The 14,751-nt window shown below is 68.7% G+C and carries 17 protein-coding genes and 2 pseudogenes; 3 read left to right on the top strand and 16 right to left on the bottom strand.

All coding sequences use genetic code 11. The annotated features are described in order from the left end of the window. Positions 1-24 precede the first annotated feature (24 nt). The 7 genes from QQK29_RS10070 to QQK29_RS10045 form a co-directional block, all read right to left on the bottom strand. A complete protein-coding gene (locus QQK29_RS10070) occupies positions 25-681 on the bottom strand; it encodes a bifunctional 4-hydroxy-2-oxoglutarate aldolase/2-dehydro-3-deoxy-phosphogluconate aldolase (RefSeq protein ID WP_284299990.1) in 657 nt (218 codons plus the stop codon). Further along, entirely contained in the window at positions 675-1,409 is a 735-nt protein-coding gene (gene dgoD / locus QQK29_RS17980) for a galactonate dehydratase (protein WP_348533848.1), read from the bottom strand. The genes QQK29_RS10070 and dgoD overlap by 7 nt, the downstream gene beginning before the upstream one ends. Then, a complete protein-coding gene (locus tag QQK29_RS17975; protein ID WP_348533847.1) occupies positions 1,385-1,840 on the bottom strand; it encodes a hypothetical protein in 456 nt (151 codons plus the stop codon). The genes dgoD and QQK29_RS17975 overlap by 25 nt, the downstream gene beginning before the upstream one ends. Next, positions 1,837-2,364: a gluconokinase gene (locus tag QQK29_RS10060; RefSeq protein WP_284299988.1), complete on the bottom strand. Its 528-nt coding sequence runs from the start codon at positions 2,362-2,364 to the stop codon at positions 1,837-1,839. Before QQK29_RS10060 ends, QQK29_RS17975 begins: the two co-directional genes overlap by 4 nt. A gap of 2 nt (positions 2,365-2,366) precedes the next feature. Beyond that, a complete protein-coding gene (locus QQK29_RS10055) occupies positions 2,367-3,236 on the bottom strand; it encodes a carbohydrate ABC transporter permease (RefSeq protein ID WP_284299986.1) in 870 nt (289 codons plus the stop codon). Continuing rightward, positions 3,233-4,171: a carbohydrate ABC transporter permease gene (locus QQK29_RS10050; RefSeq protein WP_284299984.1), complete on the bottom strand. Its 939-nt coding sequence runs from the start codon at positions 4,169-4,171 to the stop codon at positions 3,233-3,235. Before QQK29_RS10050 ends, QQK29_RS10055 begins: the two co-directional genes overlap by 4 nt. Before the next feature lie 73 nt (positions 4,172-4,244). Then, on the bottom strand, positions 4,245-5,516 hold the full coding sequence (locus QQK29_RS10045) for an ABC transporter substrate-binding protein (RefSeq protein ID WP_284299982.1): 1,272 nt from the start codon (positions 5,514-5,516) through the stop codon (positions 4,245-4,247). Between the two features lie 167 nt (positions 5,517-5,683). On the opposite strand from QQK29_RS10045, the pseudogene QQK29_RS17970 reads away from it, so the two are divergent. The 3 genes and pseudogenes from QQK29_RS17970 to gndA form a co-directional block, all read left to right on the top strand. Beyond that, positions 5,684-5,881, top strand: a pseudogene (locus tag QQK29_RS17970) (hypothetical protein); the annotation flags it as partial. Between the two features lie 104 nt (positions 5,882-5,985). Further along, positions 5,986-6,498: a FadR/GntR family transcriptional regulator gene (locus tag QQK29_RS10035; RefSeq protein ID WP_284299979.1), complete on the top strand. Its 513-nt coding sequence runs from the start codon at positions 5,986-5,988 to the stop codon at positions 6,496-6,498. Between the two features lie 334 nt (positions 6,499-6,832). Next, positions 6,833-8,287 carry an NADP-dependent phosphogluconate dehydrogenase gene (gndA, locus tag QQK29_RS10030; RefSeq protein WP_284299977.1) on the top strand — a complete coding sequence of 485 codons (1,455 nt, stop codon included), beginning with the start codon at positions 6,833-6,835 and terminating at the stop codon, positions 8,285-8,287. Here the strand turns inward: gndA and QQK29_RS10025 are convergent. From QQK29_RS10025 to QQK29_RS09985, 9 genes and pseudogenes are all read right to left on the bottom strand, one after another. Continuing rightward, the gene (locus QQK29_RS10025; RefSeq protein WP_284299975.1) at positions 8,203-8,634 is read right to left on the bottom strand and encodes an L-rhamnose mutarotase; all 432 of its coding nucleotides are present in this window, start codon (positions 8,632-8,634) and stop codon (positions 8,203-8,205) included. The genes gndA and QQK29_RS10025 overlap by 85 nt on opposite strands. Beyond that, positions 8,631-9,377 (bottom strand): SDR family NAD(P)-dependent oxidoreductase, encoded by a 747-nt coding sequence (locus tag QQK29_RS10020; RefSeq protein ID WP_284299973.1) that lies wholly within the window; start codon positions 9,375-9,377, stop codon positions 8,631-8,633. Before QQK29_RS10020 ends, QQK29_RS10025 begins: the two co-directional genes overlap by 4 nt. Further along, positions 9,374-10,221, bottom strand: a pseudogene (locus QQK29_RS10015) (fumarylacetoacetate hydrolase family protein). The gene QQK29_RS10020 and the pseudogene QQK29_RS10015 overlap by 4 nt, the downstream one beginning before the upstream one ends. Further along, entirely contained in the window at positions 10,218-11,339 is a 1,122-nt protein-coding gene (locus QQK29_RS10010; RefSeq protein ID WP_284299971.1) for a Gfo/Idh/MocA family protein, read from the bottom strand. The pseudogene QQK29_RS10015 and the gene QQK29_RS10010 overlap by 4 nt, the downstream one beginning before the upstream one ends. A gap of 88 nt (positions 11,340-11,427) precedes the next feature. Beyond that, on the bottom strand, positions 11,428-12,273 hold the full coding sequence (locus QQK29_RS10005; RefSeq protein WP_284299969.1) for a carbohydrate ABC transporter permease: 846 nt from the start codon (positions 12,271-12,273) through the stop codon (positions 11,428-11,430). After that, positions 12,270-12,962, bottom strand: a complete 693-nt coding sequence (locus tag QQK29_RS10000; RefSeq protein WP_284299967.1) for a carbohydrate ABC transporter permease — start codon at positions 12,960-12,962, stop codon at positions 12,270-12,272. The genes QQK29_RS10005 and QQK29_RS10000 overlap by 4 nt, the downstream gene beginning before the upstream one ends. Beyond that, on the bottom strand, positions 12,959-13,102 hold the full coding sequence (locus tag QQK29_RS09995; protein WP_284299965.1) for a hypothetical protein: 144 nt from the start codon (positions 13,100-13,102) through the stop codon (positions 12,959-12,961). The genes QQK29_RS10000 and QQK29_RS09995 overlap by 4 nt, the downstream gene beginning before the upstream one ends. Positions 13,103-13,310: 208 nt before the next feature. Continuing rightward, the gene (locus tag QQK29_RS09990) at positions 13,311-13,928 is read right to left on the bottom strand and encodes a hypothetical protein (protein ID WP_284299964.1); all 618 of its coding nucleotides are present in this window, start codon (positions 13,926-13,928) and stop codon (positions 13,311-13,313) included. Then, positions 13,826-14,629, bottom strand: a complete 804-nt coding sequence (locus QQK29_RS09985; protein ID WP_284299962.1) for an ABC transporter substrate-binding protein — start codon at positions 14,627-14,629, stop codon at positions 13,826-13,828. Before QQK29_RS09985 ends, QQK29_RS09990 begins: the two co-directional genes overlap by 103 nt. Between the last annotated feature and the right edge of the window lie 122 nt (positions 14,630-14,751).

Below are 14,751 nucleotides of genomic sequence, written 5' to 3'. Positions count from 1 at the left end.
TGTGTTCTGGGGTTCGCAGCCGGGTCAGCGGCCGGGGCCGAGGGATGAGACAGCGGTGTGGAAGGCGCGCGCCCGCTCGGCGAGTGCGTGCTGGTCGCCCCCGGGGGTCGGCGCATCGCCGAGCAGCGGTCCGCCGACGCCGACCGCGATGGCGCCCGCGGCGAAGAACGCATCGAGGCTGTCGAGCGACACTCCGCCGACGGGGATGATGCGGGCATCCGGGAACGGATCGCGCACCGCCCGCAGGTAGCCGGGGCCGAGAGCGGATGCGGGGAAGAGCTTGACGGCGGCCGCACCGAGGTCGTGCGCGGCCTGGATCTCGGTGGGTGTGTAGGCGCCCGGCAGCACGCCGATGCCCGCCTCGATGGCGTAGCCGACCGAGCCGCTGAGCGTGGGCGTCACGATGAACTGCGCCCCGGCCTCCACTGCTCCGTCCACCTGCGCCGGGGTGAGCACGGTGCCGGCCCCCACGAGCGCGTCGGCGGGAGCCGCGGCCACGACCTCGCGGATCGCCTCGTGCGCGCCGCCCAGGGTGAGCGGCAGCTCGAGCACGCGGATGCCCGCGTCGAACAGCGTGCGCGCCGAGGCGATCGTCGCCTCCACGTCGGTACCGCGCACGATGGCCACGATGCGCTCGGCCGCGACGCGCGCCCGCAGAGTGTCGCGATCGACGGTCACCATTCCGCGACCGATCCGTCCGCGTGCCGCCAGACGGGGTTCTGCCAGCGCTCCCACCCCGCAGATGCCTTCCGCACGGCGGCCTCGTCGATCTCGATGCCGAGCCCCGGGCCGGTGAGTCGTTCGAAGGAGCCGTCCACGAACTTCAGCGGCGCGGTGTCGGCGACATAGTCGAGCACTTCGGCGCCGGTGTTGTAGTGGATGCCGATCGACTGCTCCTGGATGAGGTAGTTGGGAGTCGCGAACCCCACCTGCAGACACGAGGCGAGCGCGAGCGGCCCGAGCGGGCAGTGCGGCGCGAGCACGACGTCGAAGGTCTCGGCGAGCGCCGCGATGCGCCGCACCTCGGAGATGCCGCCCGCGTGCGAGAGGTCGGGCTGCGCGATCGCGATGCCCGCCTGCAGCACGGGCAGGAACTCCTGCCGGCTGTAGAGCCGCTCGCCGGTCGCGATCGGGATCGTCGTGGCCTCGACCATGTGGCCGATCATGTGCGAGTTCTCGGGCACCACGGGCTCTTCGATGAAGAACGGATGCAGCGGTTCGAGCAGCGGCGCGAGCCGGCGCGCGGTGGCGAGCGTGAAGCGCCCGTGGCAGTCGACGGCGACGTCGCGGTCCGGTCCGAGCACCTCGCGAGCGCTCGCCACCCGGGCGACGACGGCGTCGAGCTCCGCGACGGAGCCGTTGCGACTCATCCGTCCGGATGCGTTCATCTTGACGGCGGTGAGACCCACCTCGAGCTGCGCCGAGATGTGGTCGGCGACCTCGGAGGGGTCGTCTCCCCCACCCAGCCGTACGCGCGGATGCGGTCGCGCACCGCGCCGCCCAGGAGGGCGTGCACGGGAACGCCGAGGCGCTTGCCGAGCAGGTCCCAGAGCGCCTGGTCGACGCCCGCGACGGCGCTCGCGAGCACCGGCCCGCCCCGGTAGAACTGGCCCTTGGTGAGCACCTGCCAGTGGTCCTCGATGAGGCCCGCGTCGCGACCCACGAGGTACTCGGCGAACTGCTCGACGGCGGCCGACACGACATCCGCGTAGCCCTCGAGCGACGCCTCGCCCCAGCCGACGAGCCCGTCGGCGGTCTCGATGCGCACGAAGACCCAGCGCGGGGCGACGGGGAACGCCTCGACTCGCGCGATCTGCGACCCGGACAGCGACCCGCTCACGACCGACCCTCCGCGGTCGAGAGGTACCGCGCGAGCACCTCGTCGACGATCACCTCCGGCGCCGGTTCGATGCTCACGCGCATGCCGTGCTCATCGGCCGCGAGCGGCTCGAGCGTGTCGTACTGCGACTGCAGCAGGGCGGGCGGCATGTATTCGTGCGTACGCCGTCCGATCCGCTCGGCCACGAGTTCCATGGGTCCGTAGAGCTCCACGAAGAACGCCTCGGAGTCGAAGCTGCGCAGGGCGTCGCGGTAGCGACGACGCAGCGCCGAGCACACGATCACGAGCCCTCCGGTGGCCCGATGCTCGGCGAGCGTCTCGCCGACGCGGCGCAGCCATGGCTCGCGATCCTCGTCGGTGAGCGGGTGCCCGGATGCCATCAGCTCCACGTTGCGCGGCGGATGCAGTCGGTCGCCGTCGATAAACGGCACACCGAGACGCGCGGCGAGCTGGGTGCCGATCGTGGTCTTGCCGACCCCTTGCACCCCCATCACGACGATCGAGACGGTGGGATCCTGCTCCATGCTCAGCCCTTCGTGGCGCCGGCGGTGAGGCCCGACACGATGTATCGCTGGGTGAAGAGCGCGATGAGCATGATCGGCGTCGTGACGACGACGGATGCCGCCATGAGCGCTCCCCAGTCGATCGAGGCGTAGCCGATGAAGTCGAAGATCGCCACGGGCAGAGTCTTGGTCGACGGCCCCGCGAGCACGAGCGCGAACATGAAGTTGTTCCAGCTGAAGATGAACGACAGGATCGTCGCGGTCGCGATGCCCGAGATCGACAGCGGCAGCGTGATCCGGAAGAACGCCTGGATGGGCGTCAGCCCGTCGACCTGCGCCGACTCCTCGAGCTCCTCCGGCATCTGATCGAAGAACGACATCATGATGTAGAGGATCAGCGGAAGCGACACGAACATGTGCGACAGGATGAGCGGCAGGAAGCTGCCGGTCATGCGCAGCTGGGCGAAGATGTAGTACCACGGCACCAGCAGGCTCACACCCGGGATGATGCGCGCCAGCAGTACGGTCGTCGCCGACTTGTTCATGAGGAACCGGCTCATCGCGTAGGCCGCCGGCACGGCGAGCACGAGCGACAGCCCCGTGGCCATGAAGGCGATGAAGAACGAGTTCCAGATGTAGACGAGGTAGTTGCCGCGTCGGGGATCGAACACCGTGCCGTAGTTCTCGAGCGTGGGCTCGAAGATGATGGCCTGGCTCGAGTCGTAGATCTGCACGTTGAGCTTGAAGCTCGCGAGCACCATCCACACGATCGGGCCGAGGAACATCACGATGATCACGGCGAGCCCGACGAAGCGGCCCACGGGGCCCCAGCGGAACGGACGACGACGGCGGCGGGCAGGCGCGCTCACGCGGCCCTCGGCAAGCGCGGTCACGACGTGGCCTTTCTCTGCATCTGAATGACCCAGATGATCGCGAGGATCATCAGGAAGAACAGGATGAGCACAGCGGATGCGAGGCCGTACTCGTTGTAGTCGAAGCTCAGCCCGTAGGCGTAGACGTTGAGCGTCTCCACATCGTGGAAGGCTCCCCCGCCTTTGCCCTTGGTGGCGTAGAGGATGTCGAAGGTCTTGAGCGCGTCGATCCCGCGCAGCAGAACGGCGGCGATGATGACGGGGCGCATGAGCGGGACGGTCACGTACCAGAAGCGCTGCCAGGCGTTCGCACCATCCATGCGGGCGGCCTCCTGCGGCTCCTCCGAGAGGCCCGTGAGGCCTGCGAGCAGGATGAGGGCCACCATGGGCGTCCACTGCCAGATGTCGACGAAGGTCAGGGTCGCGAGCGAGGTGTTCGGGTCGGCGAGCCACGGCTGCGCCGGGATGCCGAACCAGCTGAGGAACTCGTTGACGAAGCCGATGTTGGGCTCGAAGAGCAACCGCCACATCATGCCGACCGCGACCGGAGTGGCCACGAGCGGCAGCAGCACGATCGTGCGCACGAGGCCCTGACCGCGGAACGGCTTCCACAGCAGCAGGGCGATGATCATGCCGAGGATCAGCTCGAAGAAGAGGGCGCCACCGGTGAAGGCGAGTGTGCGACCGACGGAGGGCCAGAAGCGCTCGGTGTCGGTGAGGGCCTCGACGTAGTTCTCGAGGCCGATGAAGTCGAAGGGCCGGCGCACCGAGCGCTTGGAGTCGGTGAGGCTGAGGACCAGCGTCCACGCGAGGGGGATCACCAGCAGCAGGGCCACGAAGGCCATCGAGGGCCCGGCGAACAGCCACTTCCGGTTCTTGTTCGCCCACCGGCTGAGGCGTTCACGCGGGGGCAGCTGCGCCGCGGGCCGCGGGGTGCGGTTCTGTACAGCAGTCATGGTGTCATCCGTCCGGTGCCTGCCGCCGCCCCGGGTGCGCCGGAGCGGCGGCAGGCTGATTCTGGAGAGGGGACTACTCGGCGTCCTCGAGGAGGAACTCGCCGAACGCCTTGTCGGCGGCGTCGATCGCGGCGTCCACGTCACCGCCGGCGATGGCGACGACGATCGGCTCGCCGACGATCTCGCGAGCCTTCGCGACCTCGATCACGAGCGGGCGGTCGTAGCCGACGCCGTTCTGACCGTTGACCTTGATGGCCTCGAGCAGCTCAGCGGGGTAGTCCGCGTTCGCGGTCGGGTCCTCCCAGACCGAGGCACGAGCACCCGAGACACCGAGCTTCGCCATCTCGAGCGAGGTGGCCTTCGAGGTCGCCCACTTGATGAACTCCCACGCGCCGGACTTGTTGGCCGACTGCTCGTTGATCGCGAGCGCCCACGCCGCCACGTTGTAGGGCTTCGAACCGGCCGGCCCCTCGGGGAACGCCGCGAATCCGACGTTGTCGGCAACCGTCGACTGCGAGGGGTCGGTCATGTTCTTGTAGAGGCTGTCGGCATCCGCGATGAACGCCGCCTGGCCCTGCTGGAACACGGCGAAGGCCTCGGGCCAGCTCATCTCGGGGTTGACCGTGGCGTTGGTGTAGCCGCTGATGAGGTTGCCGTAGTACTTGTACGCCTCACGCGCCTCGTCCGAGCCGATGAGCGAGTCGGTGCCGTCGAGCCAGTCGCCACCGAAGCTGTAGAGGAACGCGCTCAGCTGCGTCACCGCGGCGGACTTGCCGGTGCGGCCGACGTAGCCGGCGACATCCGGGTTGGCCTCGTGGATGGCCTTGGCGGCCGCCTCGAGCTCCTCGAGCGTGGTGGGAACCTCGAGACCGGCTGCCTGCAGCAGGTCCTTGCGGTAGTAGAGCACCGTGCGCTCGGTGATGATCGGCACGCCGACGACCTCACCGTCATACGTGGTGAGCGATGCGGGGCCCTCCTGGAAGTCGGACCAATCCCATTCCTTGTCGCCCTCGACCTGGTCGGTGAGGTTCGCGAGGTAGCCGTTGTCGGCGAACAGCTTGTTCTCCTGCAGCGGCCGGTACATGAGGACGTCGATCTCGTCGGTGCCCGCGTTGAGCTTGACGTTGTACTGGTCGGAGAGCTGGTCTTCGGCGAGCTGGGTGATCTCGACCTTCGCGCCCGACTCCTTCTCGAACTCGGGGATCAGATCCTTGATGGTCTCCGTCCACACGTGGTTCGCCAGCGTGACGCGGATGGTCGTGCCCTCGATGCTGTCACCCTCGTCGATGCCGCTGTCCGAGCTGCATGCCACGAGCGATGCCGCGACCACCGCTGTTGTTGCCACCGCGAAAACGCGTGCGGCAGATGATCCGTACTTCACTGTAACTCCCATCAGGGACCGTGCACCTTCGTCACGGCCCGCAGCAGACGCGCCTATACATCTGCCTAGTGACAGGATGCTAAACCTATTTGTCATACATATCAAACTCTGTGACCCAAAAGATATGATCGGTGCATGACCATGAGCGAGGCGGTCGAGGACGACACGCCCCCACCGCGGCCGCGGCGCCGACGGGCGACCTGCGCGACCTGGTGTTCGACACGCTCGGGCGCGAGATCTGCGGCAACACGATCGCCGCGGGGGCGACCTTCACGACGGAGTCGGTCGAGGGCCGATTCGAGGTCTCCCGGCCGGTGGTCCGCGAGGCGCTGCGCGGCCTCGAGGCGCTCGGACTCATCACCCCCAAGCGGCGCGTCGGCATGACCGTGCAGCCGCTCACCGCGTGGAACGTCTACGACCTGCAGGTGATCCGGTGGCGCCTCGCGGGAGCCAGCCGGGTGGCGCAGCTGCGCTCCTCACCGAACTGCGCAGCGCGATCGAGCCGGCCGCGGCGCGCATGGCCGCGATCCGCACCCCGCTCACGCAGGCATCCGAACTCGTGGGCCTCGCCGGGCGGCTGTGGCAGGCCGGACGCGAAGGCGACGCCGAGGGATTCTTGCGGCTCGACACCCAGTTCCACGCGCTCGTGCTCGAGATCAGCGGCAACGAGATGTTCGCCAAACTCCACCACCTCGTCGACGAGGTGCTGAGCGGCCGCACCCACTACGGCCTCATGCCGCGCTACCCCGCCCCCGAGGCGCTGCAGCTGCACGTCGACGTGGCCACCGCCATCCAGTCGGGCAACGCCGACAAGGCCGCGAGCGCCATGCTCGCCATCATGCAGCGCACGATGGCCGAGATGAGCTCGATCTGGGATCAGAGCATCGCGGCGCCCGGCGGCGAGATGCTGCATCTCGATTCGGGCGCGATCCTCGGCTTCAGTTGAGGCATCGCGGCCCGCCTGTCGAGGTGGCTGAGGAGCGGCGCCACGGGCGACGCGTCTCGAAGCCCCGACCCCGCACGGGCGTGACGCCGGTTTCGAGACGCGGCCTTCGGCCGCTCCTCAACCAGCTACGCGCTACCCGTCGTGCACGGTGCCGTCGGCCAGGCGGCTGTCAGGGAGGCAGGCATGCCGAGTCGCGCGAGCTCGCGCCCCTCGTTGGCGCCTCCCCTCGCGTTCGCATCCATCCCCGCGCGGCACGACCTCGCCCGCTGCATCCGGGAATGCGTCACGCGATAGCCTGGACGCACCCCACCCCCAGATCTCGAGGAGCACACGCGTGTCCGGAAACGCAGGCAAGGCCAATATCGGAGTCGTCGGACTCGCCGTGATGGGTTCCAACCTCGCCCGCAACCTCGCGAGCCGCGAAGGCAACACGGTCGCGATCCTCAACCGCAGCTACGAGAAGACGCAGAAGCTGCTCGACGAGCACCCCGAGGCGGGCTTCCTGCCGGCGCGCGACTACGAGGAGTTCGCCGCGACGCTCGCGAAGCCGCGCACCGCGATCATCATGGTCAAGGCCGGACGCGGCACCGACGCCGTCATCGACGAGCTCGTGCGCGTGTTCGAGCCGGGCGACATCATCGTCGACGGCGGCAACGCGCTCTTCACCGACACCATCCGCCGCGAGAAGGCCGTGCGCGAGACGGGCATCAACTTCGTGGGCGCCGGCATCTCGGGCGGCGAGGAGGGCGCCCTCAACGGGCCCTCGATCATGCCGGGCGGCTCGGCCGAGGCATGGCAGACGCTCGGGCCGATCCTGCGCTCGATCGCCGCGGTCGCCGAGGGCGAGCCGTGCGTCACCCACGTCGGCACCGACGGGGCCGGCCACTTCGTCAAGATGATCCACAACGGCATCGAGTACGCCGACATGCAGCTCATCGCGGAGGCCTACGACCTCATCCGCCGCGGCACCGGCAAGAGCCCCGCCGAGATCGCCGACATCTTCGCCGAGTGGAACCGTGGCGAGCTCGAGAGCTACCTCATCGAGATCACCGCCGAGGTGTTGCGCCAGACAGATCCCGCCACCGGTGAGCCGCTCGTCGACGTCATCCTCGACCAGGCCGGCGCCAAGGGCACGGGAGCTTGGACGGTGCAGACCGCCCTCGACCTCGGCGTGCCCGTCTCGGGCATCGCGGAGGCCGTGTTCGCCCGGTCGCTCTCGTCGAAGCCCGCCCAGCGCGCCGCCGCCGCCGAGCTGCCGGGGCCCGACGGCACCTTCGACATCCACGACGCCGACGCCTTCGTCGAGGACGTGCGCCAGGCGCTCTACGCCTCGAAGATCATCGCCTACTCGCAGGGCTTCGACGCGATCGTGGCGGGGGCCGAGCAGTACGGCTGGGACATCAAGAAGGGCGACATCGCCGCGATCTGGCGGGGCGGGTGCATCATCCGTGCGCAGTTCCTCAACCGCATCACCGAGGCCTACGCCGCCGACCCGGGCCTCGTCGCGCTCGTGACGGCGCCGTACTTCGCGGATGCCGTGACCCGCACCCAGCAGGCCTGGCGTCGCGTCGTGGTCGCCGCCGCGGAGGCGGGCATCCCCTCGCCGGCGTTCTCCTCCTCGCTCGCCTACTACGACGGGCTGCGCGCCGACCGGCTGCCGGCCGCTCTCGTGCAGGGGCAGCGCGACTTCTTCGGGGCGCACACCTACAAGCGCATCGACCGCGAGGGCACCTTCCACACGCTGTGGTCGGGCGACCGCAGCGAGGTCTCGGCCGTCGACACGCACTGAGTCGGGGCGGGGCCCGGGCCGCGCTCAATCGGTGTGGAAGACCTCCGGCAGATCCTTCCACCACTCGCCGTCGGCGCGATCCTCGAGGGGCGCTGCAGCGGCATCTGCACGGCCCACCAACGCTGAGTCTCCGGGTCGGCGGCGATCGCGGCCATATCGGCCTCGTAGTCGTCGCCCGTGTACTCGAAGTACGAGAACAGCAGGTCTCCGTGCCGGTAGATCGAGTAGTTGTGCACATGGCTCGCCGCCAGTCGCGCGAGCACGCCCGGCCACACCGCGGCGTGGTAACGCTCGTACTCGGCGCGGTTCTCGGGCGGCAGACCGATCACCGAGGCGACGCGCTTCATGACCGCACCCGCAGGTGGGTCACGCCGCCGTCGACCTCGAGTGCTGTGCCGGTGGTCGACCCGGAATCGGGGCTCGCGAGGTAGAGGATCGCACCGGCCACCTCCTCGGGCGTCACCATCCGGCCCGTTGCCTGGCGCGCATCCAACGCCGCACGCTCGCTCTCGGGGTCGTCGAACTTCTGCAGGAAGTTCTCGACGAAGGGCGTGAAGACCGTGCCCGGGCTCACCGCGTTCACCCGGATGCCCTCCGCGATGTGGTCGGTCGCCATCGCGTAGGTGAGGGCGAGCACGGCTCCTTTCGAGGCGTTGTACAGGGCACGACGCGGGAGCCCGTTCAGCGCACCGATCGAGCAGAGGTTCACGATCGCCGGATGCGCCGAGCGGCGCAGGTGCGGGAGGGCGGCAGCGGAAGCGCGCGCCATGCCGGTCACGTTGACGTCGAGCACGCGCGTCCACTCGGTGTCGGGCAGCTCCTCCACCGTGCCGATCGCGCTGATACCCGCGTTGTTGACGAGGATGTCGAGGCCGCCGAGGCGTTCGACGACCTCGGCCATCGCGGCCTCGAGCGAATCGTGATCGGTGACATCCGCCCGGATGCCGGTGAGGCTAGGCGCGAGCCCCTCGGGGTTCAGGTCGAGCACGGCCACCCGGGCGCCCGCCGCGGCGAAGGCGTGCGCCGTGGCGAGACCGATGCCGCTGGCACCGCCCGTGACGACCGCGACGAGACCGTCGAAGGTGCTCATGCCTGGGCCAGTTCCTGTCGCGCGGTGCCGAGCCCGTCGATCTCGAGCTCGACGACGTCTCCCGCACGCAGGTACGGGTTGCCGGCCAGCCCGAGCGCCACGCCCGCCGGAGTGCCCGTGTTGATGACATCCCCCGGGTGCAGCACCATGAACTGGCTGAGGTACCAGACGAGGTGCTCGACCGAGAAGACCATGTCGGCGGTGGAACCGTTCTGACGTAGTTCGCCGTTCACCCGCAGCCGCAGGCCGAGCGCCTGCACGTCCTCCACCTCGTCGGCGGGCACGAGCACCGGCCCGAACGGATTGAAGGTCTCACAGCTCTTGCCCTTGTCCCACTGGCCGCCCCGCTCGAGTTGGAACGCGCGTTCGGACACGTCGTGCGAGACTGCGTAGCCGGCGATGACCGCCGCGGCGTCGGCGGGCGAGTCGAGATACCGCGCGGTCGCCCCGATCACCACACCGAGCTCGACCTCCCAGTCGGTCTTGGTGGAGCCGCGAGGATGAGCACGGTGTCGAACGGGCCGACGAGCGTGCTCGGGTCCTTCATGAAGACGACCGGCTCGGCGGGGATGGCGGCGCCCGTCTCCTCCGCGTGGTCGCGGTAGTTGAGCCCCACGCACACGATCTTGCCGGGGCGCGCGATGGGCGCCCCGACCCGCAGCGACGCCGTCTCGAGTTCGGGCAGTTCCCCCGCGGCGAGCGCGGCACGTGCCGCAGCGATCCCGCCCGAGGCCAGGAAGGCCCCGTCGATGTCGTGCGTGAGGCCTCGCAGGTCATAGGCGGTGTCGCCCTGCATGACCACCGGGATCTCCTGCCCGATCGGCCCCCGTCGTGCGAATGTCACGCTGTCTCCCCTGTGATGTCGATCGGCACGCCCTCGCGTGCCTCGGATTCGTACGCCGCCTCGACGGCGGCCATGGTGTGCAGCACGTCGTCGACCGAGGTCGGAAGCGACGGCACCGATCCCTCGACGAACCGCTGCACGGCGCCCATCGAGCCGATGAAGGCATCCGGGAACCACGAGCCCTCGAAGGGCACCGGCACCCAGCCCCTCTCCCGCTCGGCCAGCAGCGCGAGCTCGAGCTTGTCGGGTCCGCCCGTCGGGTAGTCCAGCAGCAGCCCCATCTGCGCGCGGATGGCACCCCGGGTGCCCTCCCACTTGATGAAGCTCTCGTCGTAGCCCGAGCCGAAGGCGTGGTCGTGGTTGACGCTGATCGTCACGCGGATGGGGCGGTCGCGGTAGCGCATGAGGATCGTCGAGCGGGTGTTGGCGATCTCGGGCTTCTCGGGGTGCCGCACGGTGACGGCGCTCACCGAGCTCGGGTCGCCGAGGAAGGACCGCACGAGGTCGATGTAGTGCACGCTGTGCATGTTGATCTCGAGGCGCGGGAGCCCGAAGACGCTCGGGAACATGTGCCAGGGCGTGTCGGTCTGCACGCGGATCTCGAGGTCGTAGAGCTCGCCGATGACGCCGTCGGCGATCAACTGCCGCGCCGCCGCGACGTACGGGGCGAAGCGCAGCTGGGTGTTCACAGCCGCCATGAGGCCCTTGCGCGCGCACAACTCGCGCAGTGCGATGCCGTCGGCGAGGGTCTGCCCGAGCGGCTTCTGCACGAGCACGGCCGCGCCGTCCGGCAGCTGCTCCAGGGTCGCCGGGAAGTGCTCGGGCATGAGAGCGACGTCGTAGACCACCTCGGCCGGCGCCGCGGCGATCGCCTCGGCGGCGCTGCCGAAGACGCGGTCGATGCCGTACTCGTCCGCGAGTGTGCGGGCGCGGGCGATGTCGATGTCGGCGATGCCCCACACCGGGAAATCTGCCTTGCGGTACGCGGGCAGGTGCGCGTCGCGCACGATCCCGCCCGCCCCGACCAGCACGATCGGGCGCGGATGTTCGGGCAGGGCCGGGCGATATGCCTCGGCCGGATGGAACTCGGGCGGGTCGAACGGCGGCGAATCGGACATGGTCACCCCTTCACGGCTCCGACGGTCTGGCCGCGGATCAGGAAGCGCTGCGCGCCGAGGAAGACGGCGAGCAGCGGAAGCATCGAGATCACCGTGGCGAGAGCGAGCTGCGGCATGTAGAGCTTGACGTCGAGCCCCGCGGCGACGGTCGCGTTGAACAGGGGCTGGCGCCGATGAGCTCCTGGATGCCGATCGAGATCGTCTTGTTGTTCTGGCTCGAGGTGAGCAGCGCGAGCGGCAGGAAGAAGTTGGTCCAGTTCGCCACGAACGAGAAGAACGCGATGAGCGCCGTGACCTGCTTCGCGATGGGCAGCGCCACCTGGAAGAAGATCCGCACCTCGCCGAGCCCGTCGATCCGGGCGGCTTCGACGAGCTCGGGCGGCATCGTCGTCATGAAGTGGATGTAGCTGAGATACACGCCGAACGGGAAGAAGCCCATGATCACGGCGACGGGCCAGAGCTGTCCGATGGCCCCGATGGCGTTCACCTCGAGGAAGAGCGGGATGACGAGCACGGTGTTCGGCATCACCATCGCGAGCAGCGTGGCGAACAACCAGGCCCGACGCATCCGGAACCGCAAGCGAGCGAGCGCGTAACCCGCGGGCAGGGCGGCGACGAGTGCGAGCACGCCGCCTACGACCGAGACGATGAGCGAGTTGAGGATCCAGCGCACGAAGACCCCGCCGCCCGCCGGCCCGAAGCCGAGCAGCTGACCCCAGCTGTAGATGACGTTCTCGAGCGACATCCCACCGAGGCCGAGGAAGCCGTCCGCGCCGCTTTCGATGCCCTCCTGGCTGCGGAAGGCCATGGCGATGAAGCCCACGATCGGCAGGATGAAGAACAGCGCGACCGCGAGCATCACGACGATGCGGGCGATGCGGCCCGCCGACCACGGGGTTGCTCCGGCGACTCGCCTCGTCTCGTGCGTGCTCATCGGGCGTTCTCCTTGCCTTCGCCGAAGAGGCCGCTGCGGAACACGATGATCACGCCGATGGCGAGGGTGATGACGAGCAGGATGATCGACATCGCCGCCGCCGCGGGGAAGTTGCGGTTGGTGAACGCGAAGGCGTAGCCGAGCTGCGTGGGTGCCCACTCGCTGTCGATCGAGCCCGCGGAGATCTGGCGCATCAGATAGGGCTCGAGGAAGAGCTGGAACCCGTACGCAAGATTCATGAGGGCCGCATAGCCGACCCAGGGCCGTATGAGCGGGAGCTTGACGCGCCAGGCGAGTTGCCACGCGTTGGCACCGTCGAGGGCGGCGGCCTCGAAGATCTCGTCGGGGATGCCGTTGAGCCCGCCGTTGACGATGACGATCCAGGTGCCGAGCCCCTGGAAGAACAGCATCGCGGTGAGGATCATCGGCATGTTGCCCGTCGTGACGACCTGCTTGAGGGTCGTCAGCCCGAGGTCCTGCCAGAGGAAGGCGATGGGCGACTGCGTCGGGTGCAGCAGGTAGACCCAGAGCACGAAGTTCGCGATCCCCGCGAGTGCCCCGGGGATGTAGTAGATGAAGCGCATCGCGCCGCCGAAGCGGCTCGGGCTCGCGTGCACGAGCAGGGCGAGCCCCACGATGCCGATGATCATGATCGGCAGCCAGATGGCCATGACCGTGAAGATGTTCACGAAGGTGCCGAAGAACCGATAGTCGGTGACGGCGGTGACGAACGACTCGAGCCCCCGAACCCGGCCTGCGGGTTCACGAGCGTGGGCGCCTTCTGCAGACTGATCCAGAAGGCGTAGCCGATCGGGATGGCCGCGGCCACGAGGAACAGCAGGATGTAGGGGCTGAGCAGGATGAGGGCGCCTCGCGCCTCGACCCGATGGGGGCCTTGCGCCGGGAGGCACGTGGAGGGCGGCCCGTGCGGTCGACGTCGATCGCCGATGTCATTCTCGTCATCCTCTTCGATGTGTGTATCGCGGTGTCGTGGTGCGGGGGCGCCCGCCAGGCGGACGCCCCCACACCGCGTTCGATTACTTGACGGTGTAGCCCACCGACTTGGCCTGGTTGACGAGCTCTTCGCCGAACGCCTCGATGGCGTCCTGCATCGAGCCGCCGGCGATGAGCGTCGGGCTCACCTTCTCGGTCCAGACCGAACCCGTGTCGTACAGCATGTAGGAGTACGGCATCACAGCGGCCGCACCCTCCTTGAAGGCCGCCTGGGTACCCGGGATGTCGGCGAAGTAGGCGTCGGCCTCCATCTTGGCGAGCCAGTCGTCCTGCACGGGGCCGTAGCCGGGAAGGCCGGTCGACAGGTCGACCTGCCAACGCGGGTCGGTTGCCACGAAGGTCGCGAAGGTCAACGCGTTCTCGAGCTGCTTGCCGGTGATGTGCGACGAGACGCCCCACAGGCCACCGCCTTCGTTGCCGGTCGACGGCGCAGACTCGCCCTTCCAGGCCAGAGGCGCCGCTGCGCTCATCTCACCCGCGGGGATCTTCCAGGTGTCACGGAAGAGGTAGTTGCCCCACCACACCGCACCGGGGCTCATCACGAGGTTGACGCCGGCCTCGGCCGCGTCACCATCGAAGATGCCCTGGGTCGAGAGCGCCTTGCCGTCGTACATCTTGGTGAGCAGCTCGGTCGCCCGCACGCAGTTCGGGTCGGAGAGGTCGATGTGCGCCTCGGACTCCGACACGCGCTCGTTCGTCGGGCAGTTCGCTCCTGGAGGTAACGGTTGATCGCGTAGGCATCGCCCAGGAAACCGCTGATCTTTCCAGGGTGCTCGGCGGCGATCTTGACGGCGAGGTCGCCGTACTCCTCCCACGTGGTCGGCAGCGTGTAGCCGTTGTCGTCGAAGAACTTCTTGTTGTACCAGAAGACGTCGGGCGCGGCGTCGTTGCGCAGGCAGCGGATCTTGCCGTCGATGTCGCAGAACGACAGCACCGCGGGGTCGTACCCCTTGATGACGTCGGGCAGCAGGTCGGTGAGATCGGCGGCGTAGTTGCTCGTCGAGTTGGTCGCCCAGGCGATGTCATCGTTCGACGGGAAGAAGATGGCGTCGGGCCATCCCGAGCCGGCCGAGTCGAAGTTCGCGAAGGACTGCTTGACGGTCTTGCCACCGACGGTGCCGTCGATCTGCACGACATCGATCTCGATGTCGGGGTAGGCCTGCTGGAACGCCTCTGCGGCGGGAACGCGGGGCGGGTCGACCCAGACGGTGATCTTGCCGCCGGAATCAGTCTGTTCGCCGCCGCCGCCCCCGGCGTCGGCTGAGCACCCGGACATGACGAGCGCTGCGGCAGCGAGCACGGCCATCGCCCCGCTCGCCGAGAGGAACCTCGTGGTCTTCATTGACACTCCTTGGTGTGGACGGGCGCAGGCATCGCGCCGCGGTGGACCTGATACTACAAGAGATCTGACGAATGTGGAATCACGTGCCGACACTTGCGGCATATTCGGGCATATACCTCCCT

The sequence above is a fragment of the Homoserinibacter gongjuensis genome (assembly GCF_030161875.1).
GTDB classification, from domain to species: Bacteria; Actinomycetota; Actinomycetes; order Actinomycetales; family Microbacteriaceae; genus Homoserinibacter; species Homoserinibacter gongjuensis.
This window is presented reverse-complemented; position numbering and strand designations above follow the sequence as displayed.